Annotated in this window: 20 protein-coding genes; 6 read left to right on the top strand and 14 right to left on the bottom strand. The window is 55.7% G+C overall.

The features are described from left to right. Positions 1 to 77: 77 nt before the first annotated feature. Entirely contained in the window at positions 78 to 224 is a 147-nt protein-coding gene (locus FE784_RS41095; RefSeq protein ID WP_176706480.1) for a hypothetical protein, read from the top strand. Between the two features lie 90 nt (positions 225 to 314). On the opposite strand, the gene FE784_RS24215 is transcribed toward FE784_RS41095, so the two are convergent. The 4 genes from FE784_RS24215 to FE784_RS24200 form a co-directional block, all read right to left on the bottom strand. After that, a complete protein-coding gene (locus tag FE784_RS24215; RefSeq protein WP_176706479.1) occupies positions 315 to 1,646 on the bottom strand; it encodes a sulfatase-like hydrolase/transferase in 1,332 nt (443 codons plus the stop codon). Between the two features lie 8 nt (positions 1,647 to 1,654). After that, entirely contained in the window at positions 1,655 to 2,809 is a 1,155-nt protein-coding gene (locus tag FE784_RS24210) for a DUF2264 domain-containing protein (protein WP_139604836.1), read from the bottom strand. Between the two features lie 23 nt (positions 2,810 to 2,832). After that, positions 2,833 to 4,185, bottom strand: coding sequence for an ABC transporter substrate-binding protein (locus FE784_RS24205; protein ID WP_139604835.1), 1,353 nt, complete (start codon positions 4,183 to 4,185; stop codon positions 2,833 to 2,835). Between the two features lie 163 nt (positions 4,186 to 4,348). Continuing rightward, entirely contained in the window at positions 4,349 to 5,215 is an 867-nt protein-coding gene (locus FE784_RS24200) for a helix-turn-helix transcriptional regulator (protein ID WP_139604834.1), read from the bottom strand. 315 nt (positions 5,216 to 5,530) lie between these two features. On the opposite strand from FE784_RS24200, the gene FE784_RS24195 reads away from it, so the two are divergent. Beyond that, a complete protein-coding gene (locus tag FE784_RS24195) occupies positions 5,531 to 6,763 on the top strand; it encodes an aminopeptidase (protein WP_139604833.1) in 1,233 nt (410 codons plus the stop codon). A 305-nt stretch (positions 6,764 to 7,068) separates the two neighbouring features. Next, positions 7,069 to 7,842: an IclR family transcriptional regulator gene (locus tag FE784_RS24190; protein ID WP_139604832.1), complete on the top strand. Its 774-nt coding sequence runs from the start codon at positions 7,069 to 7,071 to the stop codon at positions 7,840 to 7,842. 116 nt (positions 7,843 to 7,958) lie between these two features. On the opposite strand, the gene FE784_RS24185 is transcribed toward FE784_RS24190, so the two are convergent. Then, the gene (locus FE784_RS24185) at positions 7,959 to 9,206 is read right to left on the bottom strand and encodes a DegT/DnrJ/EryC1/StrS family aminotransferase (protein WP_139604831.1); all 1,248 of its coding nucleotides are present in this window, start codon (positions 9,204 to 9,206) and stop codon (positions 7,959 to 7,961) included. A gap of 175 nt (positions 9,207 to 9,381) precedes the next feature. On the opposite strand from FE784_RS24185, the gene FE784_RS24180 reads away from it, so the two are divergent. Further along, entirely contained in the window at positions 9,382 to 10,233 is an 852-nt protein-coding gene (locus FE784_RS24180) for an AraC family transcriptional regulator (RefSeq protein WP_218103804.1), read from the top strand. A 408-nt stretch (positions 10,234 to 10,641) separates the two neighbouring features. Here the strand turns inward: FE784_RS24180 and cstA are convergent, their stop codons facing one another. The 3 genes from cstA to FE784_RS24165 form a co-directional block, all read right to left on the bottom strand. Continuing rightward, positions 10,642 to 12,435: a carbon starvation protein CstA gene (gene cstA / locus FE784_RS24175; protein WP_139604829.1), complete on the bottom strand. Its 1,794-nt coding sequence runs from the start codon at positions 12,433 to 12,435 to the stop codon at positions 10,642 to 10,644. 148 nt (positions 12,436 to 12,583) lie between these two features. Continuing rightward, positions 12,584 to 13,336, bottom strand: a complete 753-nt coding sequence (locus tag FE784_RS24170) for a LytR/AlgR family response regulator transcription factor (protein ID WP_139604828.1) — start codon at positions 13,334 to 13,336, stop codon at positions 12,584 to 12,586. Beyond that, positions 13,311 to 15,101, bottom strand: a complete 1,791-nt coding sequence (locus FE784_RS24165; protein ID WP_139604860.1) for a sensor histidine kinase — start codon at positions 15,099 to 15,101, stop codon at positions 13,311 to 13,313. The genes FE784_RS24170 and FE784_RS24165 overlap by 26 nt, the downstream gene beginning before the upstream one ends. Positions 15,102 to 15,261: 160 nt before the next feature. Here FE784_RS24165 and FE784_RS41620 point away from each other — a divergent pair, with 160 nt between their 5' ends. Beyond that, positions 15,262 to 15,639 carry a hypothetical protein gene (locus FE784_RS41620; protein WP_139604827.1) on the top strand — a complete coding sequence of 126 codons (378 nt, stop codon included), beginning with the start codon at positions 15,262 to 15,264 and terminating at the stop codon, positions 15,637 to 15,639. A gap of 82 nt (positions 15,640 to 15,721) precedes the next feature. Here FE784_RS41620 and FE784_RS24155 read toward each other — a convergent pair whose 3' ends face one another. Continuing rightward, on the bottom strand, positions 15,722 to 16,450 hold the full coding sequence (locus FE784_RS24155; RefSeq protein ID WP_139604826.1) for a Fic family protein: 729 nt from the start codon (positions 16,448 to 16,450) through the stop codon (positions 15,722 to 15,724). An 84-nt stretch (positions 16,451 to 16,534) separates the two neighbouring features. Then, positions 16,535 to 19,321: an FIMAH domain-containing protein gene (locus tag FE784_RS24150; RefSeq protein WP_139604825.1), complete on the bottom strand. Its 2,787-nt coding sequence runs from the start codon at positions 19,319 to 19,321 to the stop codon at positions 16,535 to 16,537. A gap of 594 nt (positions 19,322 to 19,915) precedes the next feature. Here FE784_RS24150 and FE784_RS24145 point away from each other — a divergent pair. Continuing rightward, a complete protein-coding gene (locus FE784_RS24145; RefSeq protein WP_176706477.1) occupies positions 19,916 to 20,905 on the top strand; it encodes an AraC family transcriptional regulator in 990 nt (329 codons plus the stop codon). Positions 20,906 to 20,913: 8 nt separating this feature from the next. On the opposite strand, the gene FE784_RS24140 is transcribed toward FE784_RS24145, so the two are convergent. From FE784_RS24140 to FE784_RS24125, 4 genes are all read right to left on the bottom strand, one after another. After that, positions 20,914 to 22,230 carry an ABC transporter substrate-binding protein gene (locus tag FE784_RS24140; RefSeq protein ID WP_139604823.1) on the bottom strand — a complete coding sequence of 439 codons (1,317 nt, stop codon included), beginning with the start codon at positions 22,228 to 22,230 and terminating at the stop codon, positions 20,914 to 20,916. Positions 22,231 to 22,267: 37 nt separating this feature from the next. Continuing rightward, entirely contained in the window at positions 22,268 to 23,548 is a 1,281-nt protein-coding gene (locus FE784_RS24135) for an FAD-dependent oxidoreductase (RefSeq protein WP_139604822.1), read from the bottom strand. Positions 23,549 to 24,032: 484 nt separating this feature from the next. After that, on the bottom strand, positions 24,033 to 24,239 hold the full coding sequence (locus tag FE784_RS24130; RefSeq protein WP_139604821.1) for a hypothetical protein: 207 nt from the start codon (positions 24,237 to 24,239) through the stop codon (positions 24,033 to 24,035). Positions 24,240 to 24,306: 67 nt separating this feature from the next. Next, complete coding sequence (locus FE784_RS24125; protein WP_139604820.1) at positions 24,307 to 26,589, bottom strand: helix-turn-helix transcriptional regulator; 2,283 nt, start codon at positions 26,587 to 26,589, stop codon at positions 24,307 to 24,309. Positions 26,590 to 26,689 lie beyond the last annotated feature (100 nt).

The raw sequence follows: 26,689 nt of genomic DNA, 5'->3' as shown, positions 1-26,689 counted from the left end.
CCGGGATTTCAAGGCGACGATAAGTAAAAAAGGAATCGCCACCGGCTTCGCCGTTGCCGGTCGAGCGAGTAGCGATAGTGTGGGATCGGGATTGGGAGAGGGAACGTTTATGGGTCCGCGTTAGGTTAATCGGCATCGGTCGCCTGTCCGCGCTTCCCGGTCAAGACGTGCTGCACGATGGGCCGGTCCGCTGGACGTGGTGGTTGGCCGCTCCGGCGGATTAATGAACCGAATTCTACTCTTTGCGAAAGTAAGCTCAGCAATAGTGAAAAGTGAAAACCGGTTCAGTACTCGCGGAGTCCCGACCGAAACGGCTAGCCGAACCCGAGCTCCCCGGCCCGCCGGCGGAACCGGTCTATTCGTTCGCGGTACTCCGGCTCCCCGATGAAATTGACCGTTTCCTCCGGGTTTCTTTGCAGGTCGAACAGCACTTCTGGCATATCGGGGCCGTAATAGTGATATTTCAGATGATCGCGCTTGATCATCAAATTGCGCCCGCGGAACTGGGATACCGCCTCGTTGTCCCACGCCGCATCGTCTCCCGCGAGCAGCGGAACGAGGCTGCGGCTGTCCAGGCCACCTGGCACGGGAACTCCGGCGAGCTCGCACAGCGTCGCGAACAGGTCGCACAAGCCGACGTTCTGTCCGACGATCTTCCCCTCCGGAAACATTCCCGGGTAGCGTATGATCAAAGGCACTCTTGCGCTGGCCTCGAAAAATTTCTGTTTCTCCCAAATGCCGTGCTGGCCGAGCATTTCGCCGTGATCGGCCGTATACACGATGATCCAGTCGTCCAGATTTTGCCCCGCATGCGTAAGCGCCCTCAGGATCGTGCCGTAGTGCTCGTCGATTGTCTCGACCATGCCGTAATACGCGGCGGTCGCCCGACGAAGCTCGCGCTCCGATGCGTCGGTGCCCGGCCGAACCTCCATCCGGCTAAGGAACGGATGATCGAACGGACTCTCCCCCGAGTACGTCTTCACCCTGTTCAAGTAATAGGTGAACTTCTCCTCGCTGGTCAAGTACGGATAGTGCGGCTGCAGCAGGCTCACTTTCAGCAGCAGCGGCTCGATTTTCTCGCGGTCGTAATACGTGCTGTTGAAATAATCATCGATAAATTGGAGCGCGGCTTCCACCGTCAGCCGGTCGTGCGCGACGCTCGGCCCTTTGCCGATCCCGGAGCGCATCACTTCCTTGGCTTGGCTCCATTTCGGGGATGGCCGCGCATATTTGTCGAATTCCGACTGCTCCTTGCTCTCCAGAAACGCCGGCGATACTTCCATATCGCCATACAGACGCTTCGTCCAGCCTTGCATTTGATCGGTCCCCATATGATGCAGCTTGCCGCTGACCACCGTCTGGTAGCCGTATTGGGCGAGCCTGCGGGAGAAGGTCATATGTCCCGGTCGCAGATCTTGTCCGTACGACTCGCAGCCGGTCGTGCGCGGAAACTGGCCGGCCATCATGCTTTGCCTGGCCGGGATGCAAATCGGAGAAGGCGTGTAGGCGTTGCGGAAGACGGTGCCGGTCGCCGCCAGACGGTCCAGATTCGGCGTGCGGATGACCGGATTACCTTCGAACCCGGTCACGTCGGCTCTATGCTCGTCGCTCATCAGAAACAAAATGTTCGGCTTGTCCGGGCGCATCCTCTCCCTCATCCTTTCCACGCATGATCGATCGCGAGAGGGCCGCCCGACCATGCACGCCGCGACGTCCATTCCGCTTCGCCCTGCCAGAACGGATCTTCCGCCGGCAGCCCGAGCGGCAAAAAGGCGACCGAGCACAAGTACAGGCTTCCCGTCGATATATACGTCTCGCCGATCTCCGGCTGATGACCGCAAAAGCCGATTGTCAGCCAACCGTCAGCGTCAAACGTTCCGGGCGCTTCGACCATTCTGCGGATGACCGCCGTAAGCGCGCACCTCACTTGCGCCGGCGTCAGCGGTGCGGGAAGCTCGCGGCACAAAGACGTCTGGGCCAGCGCATGGAATGCGCCGAACCGGTAGGCGAGCGACCGTCCGATTGGCGGGAACGTCCCTTCCGGGGAAATCGACCGTTCCTGAATGACGGCCAAACGCCGTGCACGGCCGCGGATCTTCTCGGCCATCCCGTTCCAATCGGCGTACCGATCGCCGACCGACCCGATCACGTCAACCAGCATCGGTTGAATGACGAAGCTGTTGTAATAGTCGGCATGGTATTCCGGGCCGTCTCCGTACGTTCCGTCCCCCACATACCAAGCCTCATGCTGCTTCAGCGCGTAGTCGACGCGCATCGGATCCCAGTCGGACTCCCCCATCCGGTACAATGCCGTCTCGATGATGGCCGCGAACAACAGCCAGTTGCTGGCAAACGGCTTGCGCGTGCGGGTTGCCTTCAATGCGGCGATCACATTCGTCCGTACGCGATCGTCCAGCTTCGTCCACAGCTCCGTCGGAGCACGCAAAATCGCCTGCGCGAAAAACGCCGCGTCCACAATGGGCTGGAAGCCTTCGCCGAAGTTCATATAGTCGGGCGACGAAGGATCGGTCCCGGCATCGACCGCTTCCCGGGCCAGCCGTGCGGCGCGCTCGCGCAGCCGCCCCTCCTCCCCTTCCGCCGGGCCGGTCTCGAGCCACGGAGCGGCTCCCGCCAGCAAGCGCCCCAGCGCCTCCAGATGCGTATAATGCGCCCGGTCGCCCGACTTGCCCTCTACCGGCATCTTTTCCTTCAACCGGCGTTCGGACAAAGCGTTCAAAACGGGATCCGCTATGCGCATCAAAGTCGCTACCCAATATTCCCTATCGTTCGCGTACGGCTTCACTGACATCGCTCCTTCCGGGACAAACAACCTTATTTGTTTTTCTCCGCCTCGATCAGCCGGTTCGCCTGCTCCTCGGCTTCGCGCATTGCCGTATTGGCGTCGCTTATGCCTTGGGCCGTCTTGGAGGCCGCCTTGGCAATTTCGTTTTTGGCAATATTGTCGAATTTGGTCAAAGGGGGCAGCAGCGCCGGATTCCGTTTGAAAATGGCGGCCACATTTTTGCCGACCGCAGCCTTCAGGTCGTCGGCGAAATATTGCCGGTATTTCGGGTCCTTCAAGCTGGTCTGCCGTCCCCGCTTATTGAGGGCGATCTGCACGTCCTCCTCCAGCAGCAGCTTGACGACCTGAAACGCCTCATCCTTATGCTTGCTCGACGACGAGATCATGAGCAGGAACAAGCTGATCCCGAACGCGTTGTCGGGCTTTTCCCGGAAGGCGGGCATCGCGGCCATGTCCCAGTTCAACGGATTGCCCTTGCCATGCAACTCCTCGAGCTCTCCGAGCCTTGCCCCGAGTCCCGCGAGCATGGCCAAATTCCGCTCCTGCTCGAAGGCCGGGACGGCCGCTTTGTCATCGGAATTGCCCGGTATTTCTTTGATCCGCTTGAACGTGTCGAGCGCCGTCTTCCAGCCGTCCGTCCGGAGTGCCGCCCGCAAGCTCTTCGGCTCGATGACGGACAGCGCCAGCTGCTCGCCCAGCCGTTGAAAGCCGCCGTCGAGATCGAGACCCTTGTAAACGATGCCGTCTCCCGTCCGGGTCAGCTTCTTCGTCAAGCCGATCGCATCGTCCCATGACATGCCGTCCGAAGGGTAAGAAACGCCGAATTTGTCGAAAATGTCTTTGTTGTAGAACAAAGCGGAGAAGTTAAGGGAATATGGTAGCGCGAACATCTGCCCCGTCTGCGAATACCCCTGAATGAAGCTCATGGCGGTAGGATCGAACTTGCCCGTATCGAGACCGTTTTTCTTGATCAGCCCGTTCAAATCCTGCACGGCATTCAAATCGAGCATCGTGACGGCCCCTGCAGAGCCGGTATAAATCAGATCCGGCAAGCTTCCCGCCGTGACCAGCTCCTGGGGAGAGGCGCCTTTGCCTTCCCGCACCAGCTCGAGCGTAATATGGGGATATTTCCGTTTTACGGGCGCCGCAACCAATTGTTGAAACTCTTCGTCGGTCATTTTCGCGGAATATTGATAAAACGATAAAGTTACCGGCTGAGCCGGAATGCCCGGACCGTCTTTCGCATCCTGGCCCGGATCGCGATCGTTGCCGGCGCAGCCCGTCAATAGCAGCAGCGCAAAACCGGCCCCCAGCAAGGAAGCTTTCGACAGCGCTCCCGCCCCGCCGGCGCGAAACCGCTTACCTTTATGAATCATTTCCATTTGAACCCCGCCTTCTGCTCACAGCTTCTAGCCTGCTGGTTGTCCGGTAAGGCCGAGAAAGGTCAGATCATGAAGTTGTTGCGCGGCGCGCGCCCGCACTGTTACTATAGCAAAGTTTCAAGCCGCCGATAAAGCGATAAAACTGTCCGAATACCGTAAAAAATTATCCTTTTTCCAGCGCCCGGAATACGGAGGGCGGCACGCCTTGCTCCGCGCGGAAAACGCGGGAAAAATAGGAGGCGTTCTCATAGCCCAGCTGCTCCGCGATCGCGTACACGGTCTCCTCGGTATAGACGAGCCGCTCCATCGCTTTTTCCATCCGCAGCCTTTGTACGTATTGCCGGGGAGATGCGCCCGTCTCCCGCTTGAACATCCTGCACAAATAGTTCGGGGTAACGTGGATATGATCGGCCAGCTCCTCCAGCGTCAACGGCCGGTGCAAATTCGTTTCGATGAATTGCAGCAGTTTCGCCACGGCGCTCCTTTGGGACCTTCCGGACTGAGCCCTTCCGATCCGGCTCATGACATCGGCCAGGCGAAAAATCAACCCGATGATGCGCAGCTTTGTGTCGACGTCGCGGGAAGGCGACTCCCCCTGCTCGATCGCTTGCCGGAACCCTTCCGCCACCTCGTGCTGAAGGTAAGTCGGAATACTGCAGGGAGAGCGGCGCACCGATGCCGGCAAGGGCGTTCCGGCATATTCCTCGATCAAATCGAAGAACGGAATGTCCGCCGGCTTCCCGTCCTCGTCGCGCAGCACGAACGTGGCCGCATAATTGCTCATAGGCCGGTCCTGGCTCGCTTCAAAGCGATGGGGCTCGTTCGGGCTGATCATGTACAGCATGCCCGTAGCTGCGCGGGTAACCGAATGATTTACATCGAATGTTCCTTCTCCGCCGGCAATATACATCAGATGGTATACCGGATGGCTGTGCATCCGGTTGATGAATCCGGTCCGGTTCTCGACGTAACGGCCGGCGACCGGCTGAATCGTATACGTTCCCGTCCGCAGCCGAACATAAATGTCCATGTCGATCTTCCCCCCTCCAAGCTTGGCCCGCCCGCCCCGTGCTGCATCCAGTATACTATAGAACCCTAGCGCAAGGATGAAGTTTCATCTCTGCCGACGATGCTATAACGCGTATACGAAAGTTTAACCGGGCGGTACAATAGGCGGAGATCCCAAATCGTCTCGCCGTATTTACACTCGAAAAACCGACCTGTATAATCTCTCTCTGAGGCTTCCGTCTTCATGTCTCTATATGAAGCCGCGCCTCGGATACTCTCCTCTCTTTGCCGCAACACGGCGGAACAACACGATGAAACGAACCAGGAGGAATAGAAGATGTTGAGTTTTGAACAAAAGCTGGAAAATTACGCGGAGCTGATCGTGAAGGTCGGGGCAAACGTGCAAAAAGGCCAGACGCTTATGCTGCAGGCGTCGATCGACGCTGCGGAGCTAGCCCGCCTCATCGTGAAGAAAGCTTACGAGGCCGGGGCTTATTCGGTCAAAGTCCGCTGGAGCGACGATGAGGTTTCCCGCATCTCGTACGATCTCGCGTCGGAGGAATCGTTTCTGGAGGAGCCGAAATGGTCCGCCGCGGAGAAAATCGAGCTGGCGCATAACGGTGCCGCCTTCGTCACCATTACATCTGCCGACCCCGACTTGCTGAAGGGCGTATCGCAACAAAAAATAAAAAACGCGAACAAAGCGACCCGCACGGCTATGGCCCCTTACAGCGCCTTGTCGCGAGCGTTCAAAATCAGCTGGAATTTGGCGACGACGCCGTCGAAGGCATGGGCCGCCAAAGTGTTTCCCGGACTTCTCGAGGAAGAGCAGGTCGCCAAGCTGTGGGACGCCATATTCCGGATGGTTCGCGCCGATCGGCCCGATCCGCTCGGCACCTGGGAGGAGCACATCCGCCAGTTGAAGCGGAGAGCCGCCTATTTGAACGACAAGCAATACGGCATGCTGCATTATATCGGTCCGGGAACTGACCTTACGATCGAACTGCCGAAACGGCATATATGGCTCGGCGGAAGCAAGCAAAACGAGCAAGGGACATGGTTCGTCCCGAATTTGCCGACGGAGGAAGTGTATACGGCCCCGCTCAGAACCGGCGTGAACGGCACCGTATCCAGCACGAAGCCTTTGAGCTACAGCGGCATCGTCATTGACGATTTCTCGTTCACCTTCGAGAACGGCCGCGTCGTGAGCGTAACCGCCGCCCAAGGCGAGGAAACGCTGAAGGGCTTGCTCGAAACGGACGAAGGAGCGCGGTATCTCGGTGAAGTGGCGCTCGTTCCGCACCGTTCGCCGATTTCGGACTCCAACATTTTGTTTTACAAAACGCTCTTCGACGAAAACGCCTCCTGCCATCTGGCTGTGGGCAGCGCTTATACGGCCTGCATCGAAGGCGGCGTCGATATGTCGCCGGAGCAATTGACGCAGAATGGCCTCAACGTCAGCATGGCCCATACGGACTTCATGATCGGCTCGGGGGAGCTGGACATATACGGCGTAACCGGTGACGGCGCGAGAGAGCCCGTGTTTCTTAAAGGCAACTGGGCGTTCTAAAGGATCGCAGCGCTCGATCCGAGCAAACGAATAACACCTTTCTTCGGATGAACGATAGTAGCGTTCTTCTCCGGTGAAAGGTGTTTTTTTATTACATGGAGCGGAGGCATAGCGTGCGGCTGCAGTCGGCCGTTTCCCATAAACGATGTTTATGATACCGGCGAAACCGGCAGACGGCTTTCCCACGCCGTCTTCAGCCGAATGAAAGTCTCATTATCTATATAAAAACGCGGCAAATGATGGTATACTGTTTTTGATTTTAATTAATAAAAATAACCACGTTTTCCAAATGAGGTGCTTCATTCGTGTCTTCAAATAAATATAACGTCCCCGCGCTCGAGAAAGCGATTGCAATAATCGAGACGCTGTCCGAGCACGACAGCCCGCTCGGCGTAAGCGAACTGTGCAAGCTGGTGGACATTCCGAAAACGAGCGTGTTCTTTATTCTCAATACATTGGACAAGCACCAGTACTTGTCGAAAACGGAGGACGGCAAATACAAGCTTGGCAACAAATTCATAAACATCGGTTTAGGAATTTTAAACAAAATCGAAATACGCGAAGTAGCCAAGCCTTACATGGAAAAGCTGCTTCTTGAAACCGGATTCACGGTTCATTTGGCCGTTCTGGACAACGGCGAGGCGATGTACGTAGAGAAGGTGGAGAAGCGCGGCTTCGTAAAATTTTCCACCTATATCGGACAAAGGCTTCCGCTCCACGCCTCGGGCGTAGGCAAAGCGCTGGCAGCGCATATTCCGGCCGAGGAGCTGGATGCGATTATCCAGCTGAAGGGATTGCCCGAGAAGACCGAGAATACGATCACGAATCCGCACGAGCTGAAAGCCGAGTTGGCAAAAATACGCAGCCTCGGGTATGCCGTCGAGGACGAGGAAGGCGAGTCCGGCATCCGTTGTATCGGCGTGCCCATACTCGACCACGAGAACATGCCGGTCGCATCGGTCAGCGTCACCGCTCTCCGCGCCGACCTGCCCATTCACGATATTCCGATCGTCGGAGAGAAGGTCAAGCAGACCGCCCTGAACATTTCTACGCGTCTCGGATACTCCAAGGGGAATTGACGCACCGGCAGCATGAGACCGGGAAACGAAACCGAGATACGTCCGGCGAAACGAACGAAAGGCAGAACAAGCCCGCACAACCGGTGAACCGGCTCTGCGGGCTTGCTTCGTTTCGTTTACAGCGCAGGCACCTTGGCGAAATGATTGGCCACCTTGCGGATCGCCGTAACGATGTCTTCCACGTCCTGTTCGGTGTAGAACTCGCTTACTCCGAAGCGGATGGCCGTCTCGAGAATCGCCTCCGCATTCGGGCACAGTCCTTCCTCGTACGTAATACCCGTAATGTCGAACGGAAAATGGCTGCCGAGGTAAGCTTGCCGCTTCTGGAACAGCGGCTGCATATACATGACGGAGGCGATATAGCCGGCCGAATTCGGGATGCCTTCCGCAGCCAGCGCCGCGCTGAATTCCTTGCGCGAGCAAGTCAGCTTCGATTCGTCGACGCGCAGCATGTAGAACCAGTACGTACCGTAATTGCCTGCCTCCACCTTATGCGGCTCGATGCCCGGGAGACCGGCGATGCCTTCGCTGATCCGATCGCCGAACTTGTGGCGCTGCTCGCAAATCCACGGCAGCTTCTTCAGCTGCGCGATGCCGACTGCGCCCTGCAGCTCGGTCATCCGGTAGTTCGGAGCCACGTAGTGAAGCTCCTTCTGCACCGTATCGCCGAACCGCTTGAAGTTTTTGTCGGCAAAAGCGTGCGTCGTCAAGTAATCCTGCTCGTCGCCGGAGTTGACCGTAACAATGCCGCCGTCACCGGTCGAAATATGCTTGAAATCGTTCGTGCTGAAACAGCCGTAATCGCCGATCGTGCCGGCAAGCCGGCCTTTGTATTTGGTCAAATAGCTCTGAGCGCAATCTTCGATTACTTTCACGTTATGCTTGCGCGCGATTTCCATAATGGCGTCCATGTCCGCCGGATTGCCCGCCAGATGAACGACGAGAATCGCCTTCGTGCGCGGCGTTATGCGCGCTTCGATCGATTTCGGGTCCATGTTGTACGTATTCGGGTCGAGATCGGCGAATACCGGAATCGCATTTTGATACAGGATGCCGATCAAGGTCCCTTGGTCGGTGATCGGGCTCGTGATGACCTCGTCCCCTACCGTGACGCCGGCCGCGCCGAGCGCCACGTGGATCGAAGCCGTACCGGACGTAGTCGCCACGCTGTATTTCACGCCGTAAAGCTCGTTGAAATCGCTCAGAAATTTTTTCACTTTTTTGCCGAAATGATAAAACAGCGTATTTTGCTCGAGAGCTTCCAGGAGCTCCTTCGCTTCGTCGAATCCGAATCGTTTGCCCGTACCGAACGGAGTCGTCTTCGTCTTCGGCCCGCCGTGAATCGCTAACGTCTCTTGGCTCATCGCATATATCCCCTTTACCCTTGTCTTGCCTCCATTATATGAGCCGCGCTATCCGGCTACGCGCCATTTTGTATAGGAAAATAGGACAAAAATTGTTACAATGGGATCATTCGAACGATCGTGGCGAGGGACGACGCGTATGACAACTTTCCCTGTATTTCAGGACAGCCTTCGGTTGAACAAGTTCAAAAAAGGCGAGCTTCCGCTGTTTATTACCCATTATCCCGTAGGCCACGGGTACCCGAACCATCATCACGAGTTCGCGGAAATTTCGCTCGTGACGGGCGGGCAAGGAACGGAGATCGTCAACGGCGTGGAGCATCGGCTGAAGCCGGGCAGCATTTGCCTGCTGCCGCCGTACCACCTGCATGCGTTGAAGCTTGATGCGGGGCAGCCGTTGTACAAATTTTGCTGCATGTTCGATATGAACCTGATGTTCCAGCCCGAATTCGCCGAGGTCGGTCCTTGGCTCGTCAAGCTGTCCGACGAAATGACGCCCTTTTACGACATGCCGGCCGAGCCGTTCGAAACGATCAAGTCGGTCATGTACGCCTTGAACGCGGAGTTTGGCGCCGATACGATCGGGAAGCAGGGCTTTATGCGGATCAAGCTGCTGGAAACGATTTATTTGTTTTTCCGCCACCACCCGGGGTTCGCATCGCTCGGCCAAACCGCCGACCTGCACCCGGAGGAGTGGGACTACGTGAAATACGTCAACACGCACTTTATGGAGGAAATGATATCGCTCGAAGAAGTGGCCGGCAAGTTCGGGGTCAGCGTCTTCGTCGTGCGCAATGCATTCAAGCGGCTGCTCGGCAAAAACTTTCTCGAATATTTGCACCAGCTGCGCATCCGACGCGCCTCCAGCCTGCTGACCGCCACCGACATGTCCGTCGCGGAAATCGCTTACGACGTCGGTTTCTCCTCCTTGCGCTCGTTTACCCGGGTGTTCAAAGAAACGACCGGCATGAGCGCTACGGACTACCGGAAGCGGCAAGCCGGCACGGGCGAGCGCCTACCGGATTAGCCCGGAAAGAAGAATTTAACTGCATGTTTTCAGATTGTCGGGAAAGTATACAAAAAGAGGAAGCAAAGAAGGCAAGGGGTAGGGGAATGCACTCCACTTCCGTTAAAATCGAGTTATTTGGATGAATATTGGCGGTTATAATCCGATTATAAAGTCAGCCACACCCCTTTACTTACATTTCCCCAACCCCTTTCAGACGGTACTGTTCTCTTTTGGGCTTTCTCAACAACCAGATGTTTTCCATTTCGAGGCCGATTTATCCTCGATCTAACCGGTGATTTCCATATCGTTGTCCGTACCGTCACGTCTATCAGACCGTCCACACAATAAAGAACCGCATTCACGTTCCGGCGTCCTACTACAAGCACCGGTCATGAATACGGTTCTTTCGGCTTGAAATGCCTGTCGTCAAGCCGCCTTCGTACGCAATCGGATCGTCGGGGCATTCCATAATTCGATCCACTTCTTGAGAGCGGCTATCAGAATGACGACGCCGAGCACCAGCATAATAACGGACAAGACGGCATTCAGCACGCTATAGCCCGCATTGACCGGATTCAGGTATACGTTCGCGATCATCCAATAGCCCGCATACATGACCGTTACGAACAAGTAGGCAAGCGGAATCAGACAAGTGAGCACGTACCACCGCCTATCGGCGATTTTCAGAATGACGGTCGCGCCCACGATCAGCCCGATGGAAGCCATCAGCTGATTCGATACGCCAAACAACGCCCAGATCGAGCCGATATCGCCGGACAGAAGCAAATACCCCCACAGGAAGCAGGCCAGCGCGCTGGCAAATATCGTGCCCGGCATCCAATCCGCCCGCTTCAGCGGCTTGTACAGCTCCCCGAAGAAATCCTGGATCAAATATCGCGAAACGCGCGTGCCGGCGTCGATAGCCGTCAAGATGAAAACCGCCTCGAACATGATCACGAACTGGAAGAAATAGGAGGACAAATGACTGAACCACGGAATTTTCGTGAAAATGTAAGTCATCCCCACCGCCAGCGTTACGGCCCCGCCCGTTCTTCCTTCGAGGTCAAGTCCGATTTTCTCGGCCAATTCGGGCAGATGGACCACATTCATCCCCAGCGTCTCGAACACTTTCGGCGACGAGTTGATCGCGAAGTAATCGGCCGGCTGCAAAGCCGTGGCGGCAATCAGCGCCATAATGCCCACGACGCATTCGACCAGCATCGCACCGAAGCCGACCGCTTTAATGTCGCTCCAGCGGTTGATCATTTTCGGCGTCGTTCCCGAGCCTACGAAGGCATGAAAGCCGGAAATCGCTCCGCAAGCAATCGTGATCGAAATGAACGGCCATACCGGACCGGCCATGATCGGCCCTCCGCCGCCTACGAATTGCGTGAACGCCGGGAATTGGATCGCCGGATTAATAATGAAAACGCCGATAATGAGCGCGATGAAGACACCGATTTTCATAAAGCTGCTCAAATAATCGCGTGGCGCAAGCAGGAGCCACACCGGCAGCGCTGCGGCGAAAAACGCGTAAATCGGCAGGATGAAGCCGAGCGTGCGCGTGTCGAGCGTAAGCAGCTCCCCGAGTGCCGTGCCTTGAATGGAAGGACCCGCAAACACGCCGATCATGAGGAGAATGAAGCCGAGCGTCGAAGCGAGCTTCAAATTGCCGGTTTTCCGGTACAGCAGCCCTACGCCCATGGCGATCGGGATCGTAATGCCGACGGCGAACGTGCCCCACGGATTGTTCTCCAGCGCGTGCAGGACGACCATGGATAGCCCGGCCATCGTAATCGTAATGATGAACAGCATGGCGAGTCCGGTACAAAAGCCGGCCACCGGGCCGAGCTCTTCCTTCGCCACCTCGGAGAGCGATTTGCCCTCCTTGCGCATCGAGGCGAACAGCACGACCATATCGTGAACCGCGCCGCCGATGACCGCTCCGATCAGGAGCCAGAGCAGACCTGGCAAGTAACCGAACTGGGCGGCCAATATCGGTCCGACGAGCGGACCCGCCGCGGCAATCGCCGCGAAATGATGGCCGAACGTCACCCATTTATTGGTAGGCACATAATCTTTGCCGTCATTTATCGCATGGGCCGGCGTCTGGTTGGCATCGTTCAGCTTCAACACCTTGGCAGCCATAAACGTACCGTACAACCGGTAGGCGATCATGAGAATACAGATGGAGCCGATTACGATTGAAATCGCATTCATTGTCGTGCACCCCTTTTCGCTTATGTAAATCCGATTATAGATTTTGTAAACGACGGATGGCGGTTTTCACGCCACAATGCACGGGAAAGGGCTTAACTTGCACAAAAGCGGTGCTGAAACGCACCGAATGCGGGGCGACTCGCACCGCTCAAAAGCCGAGCTGCTGCTTCAAATCTTTCAGATAGGTGCGGCTTACCGGTATGGAAGCGCCGCCCCGCATAATGAGATTGCATGTGGAATGAAACCACGGCTGGATCTCCACGACGCAGGCCAGATTGACTACATAAGCGCGGTGCACGCGCAGAAACGAGCTGTTCTGCAGCTTGCGCTCCAGTGTCGTCAGCGGATCGCCGACCTTGTACACGCGGTCGTCTGTCGCGATAACCGTCTTGCCTTCCTCGAAGCCGACGTACAAAATCCGCTCGACCGGTATAAGCATAATACGGTCGTCTACCGATATCGGCAGTCGTTCCACCCTATCCGGCTGCTTCGCAGCACGAGACGGCTCCGGGACGGTCCGGCTTTCCCGCCGCTCGATATTTCTGGCGATTTTCTCGACCGTCCGCCTGATCCGTATTTCCTCGAACGGCTTCAGCACGTAATCGCTCGCATTCAGCTCGAACGCCTGCAGGGCATACTCGTCGTACGCGGTGGCGAATACGATTTCCGGACGCAACTCCCCGCCCTCTTCCGCCAGCAGTCTGGCGATATCCATCCCGCTTTCGTCCGCGAGCTGGATATCCAGGAAGACGACGTCCGGCTGCAGCTCGCGAATCAATTCGACGGCTCGCTCCAGCCGGTCCGCTTCGCCGACGACGTCGACCTGCCCCGTACGGCGAAGCAAATACGCAAGCTCGTCCCGCGAGATCGGCTCGTCATCCACGATTAAAGCTTTCAGCATGTGAATCCTCCCATTGCGAATGATGGATCGGCAGCCGAATCGTTACGGTCGTACCCGTCCCGGGACGGCTTTCGATGCGAAACTCTCCTTTGGCTCCGTATATCTCGTCTATTCTTTTGCGGATATTGTACAGCGCGGTTCCGGTGCCTTCCAGCGACTCGACCGTCCTGCTGCCGAGCGCGGCAAGAAGCTCGGCGGGTATTCCTCTGCCGTTGTCCTCGGCGACAAGGACGAGACGGTCCCCCTCGCGGTAAGCGCGGAGTACGATTTGCGCCCGTCCGGCGTGCGACCGGGCGGGAAAAGCGTATTTCAGCGCATTCTCGACGAGCGGCTGCAAAGTAAAGGGCGGCACTCCGATCGGCTCCAGTGCCGGATCGATATCCATATCGAGCGTATATTTATCCGGAAAGCGCGCCTTCTCGATGGCGAGATACGCCTTGACGTGCTCCAGCTCTTTGTACAGCGGGATGACGATTTGCCGGGCTCCCTGCAAATTGCTGCGAAAAAACACGCTAAGCTGAATAAGCAGCGTCCGCGCCTTCTCCGGATCGGTCCGGCATAAGGAGGATATCGTATTGAAGGCGTTAAACAGAAAATGCGGATGCACCTGAGCCTGCAGCGCCTTGATTTCGGCATCCTTCAGCAGCTTGCGCTGCTTCTCCGCCTCGGCGAGCTCGAGCTGCGTGGAGAACAGCTTGCCGAGGCCTTCGGCGAGCTGCCTTTCGGCCCGGTCCAGCTTGCTCGGCCGCTTGAAATACAGCTTGAGCGTGCCGACCGTCTCCTCTTTCACTTTGAGCGGCAGCACGATCGCCGCCTGCAGCACGCAGTCCGGCCTGCTGCATTGGATTTGCCCGCGCGATGCGGCTTCCCCGGTCTTGCCGGACTCCAGCACTTGCCGGGTGAGCAGCGTCGATATGCTCTGGAGCGGAATATGATGGTCCGCACCTTCACCGATATGGGCCATCACCCTATGCCGATCCGTGATCGAGATCGCGTCGGCGTTCGTCCATTTCAAGATGACCTCGGCCGCTTCCCGGCACGATTCCGGATTCAGCCCTTGCCGGAAGAAGGGCAGCGTCTCATCCGCAATCGAGAACGCCTGCTGCGTTTGAAGCGCCCGTGTTCGCGATTCTTCGCGAAGAATCGATTGAATGATCAGCATAAACAGCAGCGTGCCGAAACCGTTGACCGCGATCATCGGCAGCGCGATCACTTCCACGAGCGCCAGAGCCGCCTCGAACGGACGGGCGGCGAGCAAAATGATGCCCATCTGCGCGCATTCCATGAAAATGCCGATCGCGACGGCTTGCCAGAGCGCCCTTTTCTCCCATATCCGGATCCGCTTGCCGATATAGCCGGTTACGATGCCGGCCAGCACGCTGGACAAGCCGCATGATAGAGCCGTAAAACCTCCGAGCGTAAACCGGTGAAAGCCGGCGATGATCCCGACGCCCGTCCCCACAAGAGGGCCGCCGAGCAATCCGCCGATAACGACGCCCATAATGCGCGTATTGGCGATAGCCCCGTCCGTGCCGATCCAAGTCTGCCAAGCTTGTGGCGATATCCAGCTGCCGCCGCGGATCTCGACGCCTGTATAATTGCTGATGACGCCGAACGCCCCGAATATAAGAATCAATCTTGTTTTTTCCTTATAGCCATGCTCGTGGTAGACGATATTCCGGAACGACTTCAGCCGGGACAGCAAAATCGCCACGATGAGCAAAATGCCGACCCGTTCCAGCATGAGAGGCAGCAAGCCGACCATGTTGTTCTCACCTTCTTTTTGAAAAAAACTCGTCACTCCTTATACTCGTCCATTATACTCGTCCTTATGATTTTTAAGTACCCCGGTCCGCCTGTGTCAAAAGGAACTCAAAAAAGTACGACAGCGTATTCCTCATACATCCTGGCCTGGAGGCCTCTTGATGAAGCAGGAGCAACGTGCTGCCGTACATAGAGGAACTATATTCCGCTATTACCCCAATTTCCGCTGCATGCTCGAAGATAACGGAACAGGCTTACGTTATTTCGATCTTTCAGGGAGAACATGGGGAGCGAACAGCGGAATAGCGGAACGGTTTTCCTTTATTTTGCAAACAAGAGGGGAACTCGAGGCAATAGCGTACTCCAGATCCGCTATGTCGGATTCGAGTCCCGCAAGCGTCGGCGAGGGCAGCCAGCCTTTCACCGATCATGCGGTACATGCATGTTTTGTACGCATCTGGTCGACCGACCGCCGTGCCGCATGCAGCGAAACGCCGCGCATTGGCAGCTTCGAGCGGTGCAGAAAGTTTTTTGCATGAAGACTGTATGCGAATGATGCAGTCTTAGAAAAAACTGCCTGATCTCCCGAGGAAGCGCACCCGGGAAATCAAGCAGAATTTATCACCCTATAAGCTTTAAATATCGGTCAAGCGTCCGGTCCAGCGTATCTCGGACGAGCTCCGTGAAGGAGGTAAGATCTCCTGTCGTGTGAGCCTCATCCAATGCCGAATAATACTCCGCTCTCTGCTCCTTCTCGATGACGATCGGAGGATACCCGTTTTTCATCAGTTCGAAGTTAAGCATTAACCGGGCCGTTCTGCCGTTTCCCTCAATAAACGGGTGAATCTTTACGAAATCGCTATGAATGATTGAGGCACCTGCGACGGGGTGCAGATCGGCCGACTCCTTCTCTATCCGGCTTACGAATTGTTCCATCAATAAAGGAATCTGCAGAGCGTCCGGCGGGATGTGCCTGGCTCCGCTGATCAGGACGTTTTCTCTGCGATAGATTCCGGAATATTCATCATGAATCCCTTTCAGAATAAGACGATGAATATTTTTGATCTGCCACTCCGATAGCGGCTCGCGCCTCTGGACGATTTCCTCCACGTACAGAATCGCTTCCTTATGGTTGATTGCCTCCAAATGCTCCTGTATGGTCTTGCCGCCGACCGTGATTCCTTCAAGAGCAACCTTCGTCTCGGATAAGGTCAGCGTGTTTCCCTCAATTGCATTGGAGTGGTATGGCCAACTGACGATGAGATGCTCGCGAATGCTTCGGAGGGTATGAACCGGCAAAGGTCTTTTCCGATCCAACATGCTCTTCTTGTGGTCGATTTGTTCGAGCATGCGTCTCCCCCCTAGTTCACTTTCCCTCATTTTACCATCGCCATTACGATTATACATCTCGCGGGAGAAATTCCGACATGCGAATCAAGACGTCCATTGCCCGATCAGGTCGGCAGCTTCCGAGCTCAGCGCATCGGACGCCGATTGCGACAACAGTCCTTGCTGCAACACGGCTTGATCCCCGATATGGGCTATAAAATCTTGAAGATACGCCACCGCCTGCTGCGCCGCTCCTTGGCCCGACAATATACCGATAATGTTCAGCCTGTACCGGAGCTCTCCGGCGAACGTCGCGTTGATTTCGCCCGAAGCTTCATAAGAAGCGATCGACGCTTGCATCGAATCCAGGCTCGCCTCCTGATCGTCGGCAGGCAGCGTATACTTCCACAGATCGGCATCGTTAGCCATATAAAGGTTGCCGAAGGCGTCCTGAGACAAATAGTTGCCCGCCCCGCTTTTGATTTTGATGAAATCCATCGTATCCGGCTTGATCATGAACAACGTTTTTTGCCGGTTCGTCCCGTATACATTGCCATCCTTCCCGAGCTCCAGAAAAGCGTCGACCCATACCGTTCCGGTCCCGTAACGACCGAGCTTCGCGGATTTGTAGACGATTTGCCGGGTTTGCGGATCGAATTTGAATATCGTATCCTCCGCCACGCCCCAGATCATGCCGTCCGGTCCGGCCAGCAGGCCGCTTACTACTTTGCGCCCGGGAACCGGGACGATTTCGAATACTTTGGCGTTCGTCGCCGTATCGAATACGAACAGCTTGCCTTCCGTCTCCGACGGCCCGCTAGTGCCCAAGCCCCCGTATATCGTAGTTCCGCCGTATACGAGACCATCCTTGTAGGTCAAAGAGACGACGCCCTGATTGTGCACGATGTCCTTGTGCACTTGCGTCTGCCGCGTCGGTACATCATATACCGTCAACGCCCCGCTAAGCGAACCGTAATCGGGTACCGAACCGACGTAAAGCTTGGAAAGCGAATTTACGCCGACCATCGCGAACGGACGGTCCTGACCGTGGCTCACAAGCTCGGCCACCCGCCGCGGATTGGTGGACGTCCAAGGCGCTGCCGGATCGTACTCGTATACTCTCGCGTTGCCGTAGGTGCCGATATACAGCTTGCCGTTTACACTTTCTACAGACTCGACCTGGCCGAACTGCTGCACTTCCGTAAACGTGCCGTCCGACGGCCGGTACGAAGTGAAGCCGGTAGCGCCCAAATATCCGCCGATGTACACGTTGCCGTCGTAGCCGGTATGCAGGCTTTGAATTAGAATCGGCGAACCGAAATTATCCACCTTGGAAGTAGCCAGCATTCCCGTCTGCTTGTTGAATTTCATAATTTGCCCTTTTTCGCTGAAGCCGATAAACGTATAGCCCGGCCACGCGGGATCGTTCAATTGGACGAACTGGCCGTCGAAGAAATTGAACGCCCTCGTCTGAGAATCCGGAAATTCCACGGCGAACGTTCGGGTCGCTATATCGTACGAGCGCAAGATGGCGCCGCCGAAATAAATCTTATGGTCGTCTCCCGGCATTGTCGCGAGTACTCTCGACCCCATGCCGAGACCGTTCGGGTTATAGTATTCGACGGTTTCCGTCGCCGCGTCCACGATGAGCAGATGATCCGGCTTGTTCAGTCTGACGAACAGCTTGCCCAGCGCATAGCCCATATTGAAGGCGAAATCGTAATTCGCATAAGCTTGCGGGAGCAGCTGCTGCAAAATTTCCCGGCTGCCGCCGTTCGTCAAGTCGAGCTTGACGATGCCCGCCGTCGACCCGCCGACGCCCGCATACAGTACGTTGCGGTCCGAATCGTAAGCGAGGGCATGGACGTATTTCTCGGTCGGATGCACCCGGCCGAGGTCGCGTACCTGGCTCGTCGCCGGATCGTATTCGAACACATGGGCATTCGGGTAAGTGCCCGCGTATATTTTTCCGTCCGCTCCGGCTACTAGCGCCCATATATGCGTCTCGGCGCCCAATTGGCCCAAATCGACCAAGCTGCTGTCGCCGGGCGTATATTGATATAAATGGCCGTCGTAGTGGGTGCCCGCATATATTTTTCCGTCGCTGGCAGCTTTGACGCCCCATGCCCCCGTCACGCCGGGCATCGGGATCGTCTTGACGACTTTCGCCGTACTCAGGTCGATTACGGCGAATACGGTGCTGTCATTGGCCCCCTTCACTACCGTGTAAGCAACATCCTTGCCCGACTCGCGGCCGAATGCGGCGTCCTGGTTAATGAAGTTCGTAATAGGCTGTCCCAAGTTTTCGAAAGTACCGATCTCGATCACCTCCACCTCGACATCATCGATATAACCGGCTCCTTGCACCGTCGACGCTGAGTAGAGCAGGACAGATGCGGTAACCGCATCGGCCGGAGCGATTCCGGATACGCTTCCCTTCACGAATCCGGGTGATGGATCGACGCTGGCCGAAGTATTCGCCACGCGTACGCCGGCTTCATTGAAAAATTGCAAATAAATCGACAACGTTCCGCGCTCTACCTGGAACATCGCCGAGGCGGAGTAGGCGGTCCCCGCCACGATGGGGAACTTGTCGCTGTCTACGCCGAGCGACGCAGTCGCAGAAGCGTCATCCAGCCGGATGCTGTAGGCTCCGCTTGCTTTCGCCGCGTTGGTAACTCCATACGTAACGGTCGATACGCCGACTCCGTACGTTTGCTTCCAGCCTGGAATCGATCCTCCAACGACAGGCTGTTCGAAGCCTGCATTCGTTACCGGGATCGTTGCGGGATTGGCCGATCCGATTCGGTACGGGCCGAAAACCGCAGCGAGGCAGATCAGCATGCCGAGGCAGCAGATCAACATTTTTTGGACACTGGTCGTAGGGGACATGGAAACACGCCTTTCCTTAGTGGAATTAAGTAAGGATGCCGTCTCTCGCTGACTGACCGGATCTTGCTCCGCTGCGCATGTTGCGGGCTTGCAGCCAAAGCTTCTCTTGATTCGATGGGCCGTGTCGGTATCGCTTCGCCCAACGTCGTCTGATATTACCGCTTCATTTCACCCCCTCGTCCATATGAAATAGTGTCGCCGCACCGACTGGTTCCCAATTGATGTACATCTACATTGTAGAAAGCGCTTTAATTTATGTCAACTGGTTTATTTCCATTTTTACACACTTTATAATAAATGAATCGAAAAAGCCATAAATATCAATGTTTATAAGCATTGACTACCGCCTTCGATCCGATGAAACAGATCGAAAACTATTTATCGCAAGAAAATGTGGTTTTCATATATACAAAGAAAGGAATCACAATTGCTTCAATCGACTGTTTTCGAACATGCGCCAACAAGCCCTCCTGTTCAATCATCGCAAAAAATACGCTCCAACCTTGAACGGGAATATGTACCCGAAGCGAGTTTCCGTTATAATAGTAGCATGTAAGCGTTTCACATCCGTTCATGGGAAGGAGCTTCCCTTTGATGAAAATAGATGCGTCGCTGCTGAACGATTCGCCGCTGTGGAATCGCGAGGTCGCCCGATTTTTGCACGATTTGCCGGTGTACTCGCGCCAGGACAATCTGAATGCGCACCGGAAGCTTCACGTACAGCCCGGCTTCGAAATCGATATTTGTCACCATGGCAGAGCCATCGTCGTAATCGGCGACCGGACGTTCGTTCAATCTCCGGACTGCTTGTTCGTTATTCCCGGACATGTGCCCCATCAAATTTACCCGGATCTCTCCGTGCCCTACAGACGAACCGTCATCTGCTTCGATGACAGGACGCTTCGCAACCGGCTGCAGCTGGGGGAGTCGAATGCGCTCGATTTCGCCTGGGCAGCGGATCCGGGACTGTACCGGCTTCGGCCCGAATCGGGACTTTTCCTGCAAATCAAATCGTTATCCGGTCAAATGTGCGAGGAACTGAACCGGCGCGCAAGCGGCTGGGAGACGATGGCCCTCTCCCATCTGCTCGGCATCTCCGTGCTGCTCAATCGCTGGGTGGAACGCCATGACCGCGAATCGCGGAATGAGCGGGAGCTTCCCCATTACGTAATCCGATGCTGCGACTATATCGCGACCCATCTGCATGAGGATTTGTCCTTGCCTACCGTGGCTAAGCTGTTCTCGATCAGCCCCGAGCAGCTGATCCGCTCGTTTAAGCGCGAGAAAGGCATGACCTTCTATCAATACGTGCTGCTTCAGCGCGTATTGGCGAGCAAAAAGCTGCTTCGCATAAGTCCGGAGCTGTCCGTAACCGAAATAGCCCTTGTGCTCGGCTTCCATTCATCGTCCCAATTCAGCCGGTCCTTCCGCGCGATCGCGGGCTGTACGCCTACGGAATATAGAGCTGCCGACAAACGGAAAAATCCGAACCCCGCCCGCCCGGGCGAGCTTGCGGCTCTCCCGGACGATAACGGCGATTCGGATGATAAAGCGCTATCTCTTTCGCAATTCGCCTTAACCTAGACAAAAGGCTACTTGTTCGCTTCCAAATATTTGACCGCTTCCTCTTCCGCACTGCGCAGCAAGGTGTTCAGATCGACCTTGCCTTGGGAATAGGCTAGTATTTGCTTGCGATAGATGACTTCCAGATCGATGTCATGCTTGCTCTTGTACGGAATCGGGGCCGGCTTGTGGAGAAATACGGCTTTCCAGTTTTTATCCTTGAATTTCGATTCCTGTCCGAGCGCCTTTTTGATCGTTTCGTTTTCGAGCACCGGGATTTGCCCCATCCGGGACAGGAACAGCTGGTGCTCCTCCGACGCGAGCACGGAGATGGCCTGCATCGCCTCGTCCCTATGCTTGCTCTGCGAGGTGACGCTGAAGTAGGTCGGGTACACTTGGCTGGAATAACCGGGCCTCTCCTTGTAGTACGGCTCGGTCACCATATCCCAGTTTACCTCGGCGAACTGGTCGGCCTGATCGGCAGCCTGATTGGCGAGCCCGGGCATCATCGCCACGATTTTGTCCTTCGTAAATTGCCCCGTTCCCGTAAAAGCCTTGGCGATAACTTGCCGGGCGGTCTGATCGTCGTTCGGCTCATAAAAACCTTTCGTCAAAACCGTCCGCCACCGCTCGTCGGTATTGATCGTCGGCTTGCCGGTCGACGGATTGACAATCGGTATGGAAAGCGCATTCAATCTGATCTGGTGAACCTCGCTCGCGGCGAGTCCCAAATAGGATACGCCTCCGTCCGTCCGGGTCATCCGCTTGCCGAGCGCGATCGCTTCGTCCCATGACATATTGTCCGTCGGGTAAGGCACTCCGAACTTGTCGAACAAATCCTTGTTGTAATAAAGCACCCGCGTATTATTAAAGACGGGAATCCCATACAAGCCGCCGCCTTGCGCCAATTCCCGTATGCCCTGGATCGCCGTGGGCTCGAACCGGTTCAGATCCATCTTCGTCTTCGCGACCAGGTCGCCCATATCTTTCTGCAGCTCGAACTTCAGCAGGCAGGCCGGGATATTGCCGATCGAATCAAAATTGATATCGACCGTATTCGAGGCGAGCATTTTCGGAATAAGCTCATTCGCCTTCGACGCGCTCAAGCCGGAAATGTAAGTCAGCTTGAAATGGGGATATTTTTGCCGGATCGCGTCCCCGTACAGCATATTGAACGAAGCTTCGCTCGTATTGCCGCACGAGTAAAATACGAGCTCCACCGGCTCGGGCGGCTTGGCCCCGCTATCCCCGGCCATTCCGGCCTTTTCATTGCCGCTGCAGGCGGCAGCGACGACCGCAAGGGCCGCCGTCGCGAGAAATAACCTGATCATGTATTTACTTGTCATCTATTCGCTCCCCCTTCAAATAGAATAAACATTGCGTTCAAACCTGGGAATACATATCGAGCATAGGCTTCACCTCTTCCCACGGAACGTCTTGGGGCAAGGTGTCTTGCAGGGCAGACGCGGCTGCAAGTGTTCCGGCGGCCTGGCCCAGGGCGACGGCATTGCCGGTCACGCGATAGCTGGCATGCGCCAGAAAATCGCCGCTGATGCAGCGCCCGGCCATAAGCAGGCCGTCCACGTCCCGGGCGATCAAGGCGCGCAGCGGGATATCGTATGCCTGCGCTTTACCCGCATACCGGGCGCGATGCTCGCGAAAAGCATCCTGCCGCTGCGGGTCCGGCAAATGCACGTCGATGCCGAAGCGGACCCGGCAGACGGCGTCCTCATGCTTTTTCCCCATCAGTACGTCGTCGACCGTCACCTCGTACCTGCCTTGGATACGCCGGCCTTCCCTCACCCCGATCTGGGCTCCCGTCGAGACGAGCCGCAGATGGCTCCATATGCCTCCGAGCGAACGAAGCGCATCGATGATCCGATGCAGCTCTTGCCGCGCGTTTACGGTAGCCTGCGTAATATCCAGCGCGCTTAAGGCGGAAGCCCTGTACTCGTGGTTCGCCATCAGGATGTACAAGTCGTTGCGTATATGCCACAACCCCGGGGAGTCATAGGAAGGCTCCAACCCGCCTCTGCGTATTTCCGCCAACAAATTGAGGCGCGACTGTTTCTCGATTTTCGTCAAATGTCCGCATGTCTCCGGGTCCAATCCCGCCACAAGAGCGATCAGGCTCATCGGCTGAGTCGCTCCCGTGCCCTCTTCTCCGATCGCGAACGAGCAGCCCGCTCGGGCTGCCAAATCGCCATCCCCCGTCGCATCCACGAATACGCCCGCCGCCCACGCTTCGCGCCCCGACTTGGACTCCGTAATGACGTGGGTGAGTCGCTTGTTCTCGTCCGAAAGCGCCGCCACGACGCGGGTATGCAGCCGGATACGCACCCCTGCCTCCGCACACATTTGCTCCAGAACAAGCTTTGTCGACTCGACGTCGCATACATAGCCTTCCCGCGCGTTCAACCGATCAAGCCGTGACAACAATTCCGTCAGCACACCATCCTTGCCTCGTCCATCCAAAATATAACTGAGCGAACCCGCCGTCCATATTCCGCCCAAACATCCGTGAACTTCCACCAAGCACGTCTTGGCTCCGCCTCTTGCCGCAGCAATCGCCGCGGCTACGCCGGCCGGTCCGCCTCCGCACACCATAACATCCCACTGTTCGCTTACGGGCAGCGCGCGTCCCGGCTCCTGAATCATCTGCATCGTTCTCTCCCCTTTCTTTTTGCCAACGAACAACACCTCGCGATTCCATTGTAAGGCGCAGAAACGATCGGCTCTAGCGAATAAATGGCATGTTGAAGATGCAAAAATTGATGGGGCTGTGAAAAACGATCCGGCGCAGGATCGATGTTGGCTTGTTGACAGAGAGAAGGTGCCGACGGATAGCGATATGCACAATAGGGGTGGTTTGTCGCTCTTATAAAGGGCCATATTAGCGATTTCGGCAAAATAAGAGCGATTTGAGGCTGTTATTGGTACTGTTTCCTCACAAGAGCGCAGAATGTCGTATAATAAGAGCTGCTGCCGTCACCTATCTGCGTGCGTGAAAGAATTCAAACGTCAATAAGAACTGACAATAGCCGCTATCTCTAGCCTTCTTTTTGTCGAGACACACTTTTCTCATCTGCTGCGCAAAAAACGCACCCGCCCCGTGCATGGGCCAAGTGCGTTTTGTAATTTTCTAGTTTTAATGCAAATTGTTCCTCAACCGCTCGATCGTCGTTTCCGACAATCCCGTTACCTTTACAATGAAGGCGTTGGTCATGCCCTCGTTGATCAAGTTTTGTGCCGTCCGGACAAGTCCCTGCTCGAGACCTCGTTCGATTCCTTGTTCAATCCCTTGTTCTTCCGGAACCTCTGAAGCAAATGCTCCAAATCCGCTTTTTGCTCCCACAAAAATACGGCGCCGATCGTATTGGACAAATCCAATAGCTGAAACAGGCAGGGGCTCTTTCTCGTCTTTATTTATTTATTCCGCCCTCCGAAGGCGGCGCTTCGGGAGGACTGTTTTTTCGGTAATCGCTCGGCGAAATGCCGTAATATTTTTTGAAGGTGCTCGTGAACGTGGACGAATTTTGGTAACCGGTCTTCTCGCCGATCTCGGCAACCGTTTGCTCCGTCGTCTTCAGCAGCTCGCTCGCCTTCGCCAGCCGAACTTTGTTCAAATATTCGATAAAATTGATGCCGAACGTTTTCTTGAAATAGTTGGAAAAATATTTCGGGGACGTCTCAAGCTTCTCCGCCATATGATCCAAATGAAGGTCTTTGTAGTAATGGGTTGCGATATAACGGGCTATCGACGACGGGTCCAGCTTGCTCTTCTGACCCGCTTTGCCGCCCGTTTCGCCGATCGCGCGGATGGAACGGATCAACGCATCGCGGATATCGTCCGATCCGGTAGCCGCTTCCGTTTCCACATGGAACGACGCTTCCAGCGCGACAATATGCTTCGGCTCCACGTCGCTTGCGTCCAAATGCTTCAGCATGTCATAGAGCATCGTCTTGGCCACGGATACGAGCTGGTACCGGTGAATGTGCCGCTCTTCGTTTTTGGCGAAAATATCCCGGACGATGCTGACGCACTCCTCGACGTTGCCGATAACGAGGAAACGGGACGCCTTCTCGATATCGTCCAGAGGAGCGTACACCTTCCACGTATACCGAATCGTCTGAAAGTCGATGACGGCATCGTCCGAATCGATGTTCCGGTACTCGAAGCAATCGGTCAAATCCCGATAAGCTTTATGGCAATTGGCCGGTTCGGCCGCAAATGCCCTGCTCACCGCTACCGTCGACGACAGGCCGCTCCACGCCTCTTCCTTGACCTGCCTGACGAAGGCGCGCAGTTGCTTGACGATCGGCTCGCGATCGGCGGCCCGTCTAATGCCGATATGGACATAGCATTTGCCGTACCCGGTCGGAAATACGGACACGGTTTCCCCCGTACCCTGCAAACCGCCATGAATCGAAACGGCCATTTCTTCAAGCCATACGGATGAGCCTTTCTCGTCTTCGTTTTTCTCCCGCAAACGAAATTCGGCCAAGACGAAATAACCGCTTTGCGCAAACTCCGGAAAATAACGCTGCATCCGCTGCTCCGTCTCCTTCGGCGAGGAGATGCCGAGAAGGGAGTTCTGGAACACAGCTTTGCGCATTTCCGCGCGGAACACGTCGACCTGCGTTTTGAACGACTCGTTCTCTTCCTGCATTCTCGCGATGCCCGACCGGATTTGCCGATAGTCGGCCCCCTTGGCGTCGCGAATGCCGATCAGCTTGACGAGGGTTCGCACCGGTCTGTACAAATACAGGCTCAACAGCGCGGACAGAAGGACGGCGCAGGCGATGGCGATCATCATGATCTGGCGGTTGACGCCGGACACCGACTCCATATCGGCGAATTGGTACGGCGTTTTGTTAATATACATAAACCCGTTATAGTCCGACTTGAAGACGTTGTATTCGAAATCTTTGTTTTTCAGCGTCTCTTCCTGATTCGTCCCGAGATTGAGATCGTACAGCATGTCGACCAGATTCCATTTGTCCTCCGTATTCAGGATCATGTTCCGGTTCTGGTCCATGACGATCAGCGACGTTCCCTTCATCATGGACTCCTGGTTGACGTGGCGCAGCATTTTATCATAGTTCAAAAAAACGAGCACGTTCAATTCGGAGATTTGGTTGCTGCCGATAATCGGAATAAGCTTCCGCGACACACCGACCGGCGAATCGTCGGTGTAGGCCTCGGCCGGAAACACCTTCAGCGGATGTTTGGTTTTGGCAAGCGTTTTCCAAAACTCGGAATTATAAGAAGGATTGACGTATTTTTTGCGCAGCAGCTCCGGCAGCTGGATCGTACCGGAAGTCGTAATGGCGAGGTCCGAGCCGTTATGAAACACGATCACTTCCTCGATATACTCGCTGGAAGACGCGAGCGACCGGAGATTCGAGTAGGTCATGTACGCATCGGACATGTCTACGTTTCCGTCGCCCGTTTTCCACGCGTTGTAGGAGAGCAGCTGGATCGTGTAAATAATATCGTTAATATTTTTGAAGCTGTCGTCGAAGGTGCGGATCATGTTTTTCACGACAAGCTTGTTGTTTTCGCTGACCTGGTTGTAAATGCCCGAAATCGAATTGCGATAAACCATATAGTTGGATACAAACATAATGATTGCCACCAAAAGGAGCGCAAAAAAGATTTGCAGCAGCCCTTTGTTGGCAATCATCCTCATCTTGGGCACCATCGCCCCACCCCCACCCGAGACCGTGAGATCAATAAGAAAAACGTCTATCGACGTATTACGAGGATGAGCGACCGCGGTTCAGCGGTAGTTTTTCTTGGTT

This window comes from Paenibacillus hemerocallicola, from assembly GCF_006265175.1.
Taxonomy (GTDB): domain Bacteria; phylum Bacillota; class Bacilli; order Paenibacillales; family NBRC-103111; genus Paenibacillus_AB; species Paenibacillus_AB hemerocallicola.
The sequence above is the reverse complement of the archived record's forward strand: the minus strand, read 5'-3'. Positions and strand labels throughout refer to the sequence as shown.

Excerpts from the sequence above, each read along its gene's own strand:
- FE784_RS24215 (WP_176706479.1), bottom strand. The coding sequence starts at position 1,646 with ATGCGCCCGGACAAGCCGAACATTTTGTTTCTGATGAGCGACGAGCAT.
- FE784_RS24210 (WP_139604836.1), bottom strand. The coding sequence starts at position 2,809 with ATGTCAGTGAAGCCGTACGCGAACGATAGGGAATATTGGGTAGCGACT.
- FE784_RS24205 (WP_139604835.1), bottom strand. The coding sequence starts at position 4,185 with ATGGAAATGATTCATAAAGGTAAGCGGTTTCGCGCCGGCGGGGCGGGA.
- FE784_RS24200 (WP_139604834.1), bottom strand. The coding sequence starts at position 5,215 with ATGGACATTTATGTTCGGCTGCGGACGGGAACGTATACGATTCAGCCG.
- FE784_RS24195 (WP_139604833.1), top strand. The coding sequence starts at position 5,531 with ATGTTGAGTTTTGAACAAAAGCTGGAAAATTACGCGGAGCTGATCGTG.
- FE784_RS24185 (WP_139604831.1), bottom strand. The coding sequence starts at position 9,206 with ATGAGCCAAGAGACGTTAGCGATTCACGGCGGGCCGAAGACGAAGACG.
- cstA (WP_139604829.1), bottom strand. The coding sequence starts at position 12,435 with ATGAATGCGATTTCAATCGTAATCGGCTCCATCTGTATTCTCATGATC.
- FE784_RS24170 (WP_139604828.1), bottom strand. The coding sequence starts at position 13,336 with ATGCTGAAAGCTTTAATCGTGGATGACGAGCCGATCTCGCGGGACGAG.
- FE784_RS24165 (WP_139604860.1), bottom strand. The coding sequence starts at position 15,101 with ATGGTCGGCTTGCTGCCTCTCATGCTGGAACGGGTCGGCATTTTGCTC.
- FE784_RS41620 (WP_139604827.1), top strand. The coding sequence starts at position 15,262 with ATGAAGCAGGAGCAACGTGCTGCCGTACATAGAGGAACTATATTCCGC.
- FE784_RS24155 (WP_139604826.1), bottom strand. The coding sequence starts at position 16,450 with ATGCTCGAACAAATCGACCACAAGAAGAGCATGTTGGATCGGAAAAGA.
- FE784_RS24150 (WP_139604825.1), bottom strand. The coding sequence starts at position 19,321 with ATGTCCCCTACGACCAGTGTCCAAAAAATGTTGATCTGCTGCCTCGGC.
- FE784_RS24145 (WP_176706477.1), top strand. The coding sequence starts at position 19,916 with ATGAAAATAGATGCGTCGCTGCTGAACGATTCGCCGCTGTGGAATCGC.
- FE784_RS24140 (WP_139604823.1), bottom strand. The coding sequence starts at position 22,230 with ATGACAAGTAAATACATGATCAGGTTATTTCTCGCGACGGCGGCCCTT.
- FE784_RS24135 (WP_139604822.1), bottom strand. The coding sequence starts at position 23,548 with ATGCAGATGATTCAGGAGCCGGGACGCGCGCTGCCCGTAAGCGAACAG.
- FE784_RS24125 (WP_139604820.1), bottom strand. The coding sequence starts at position 26,589 with ATGGTGCCCAAGATGAGGATGATTGCCAACAAAGGGCTGCTGCAAATC.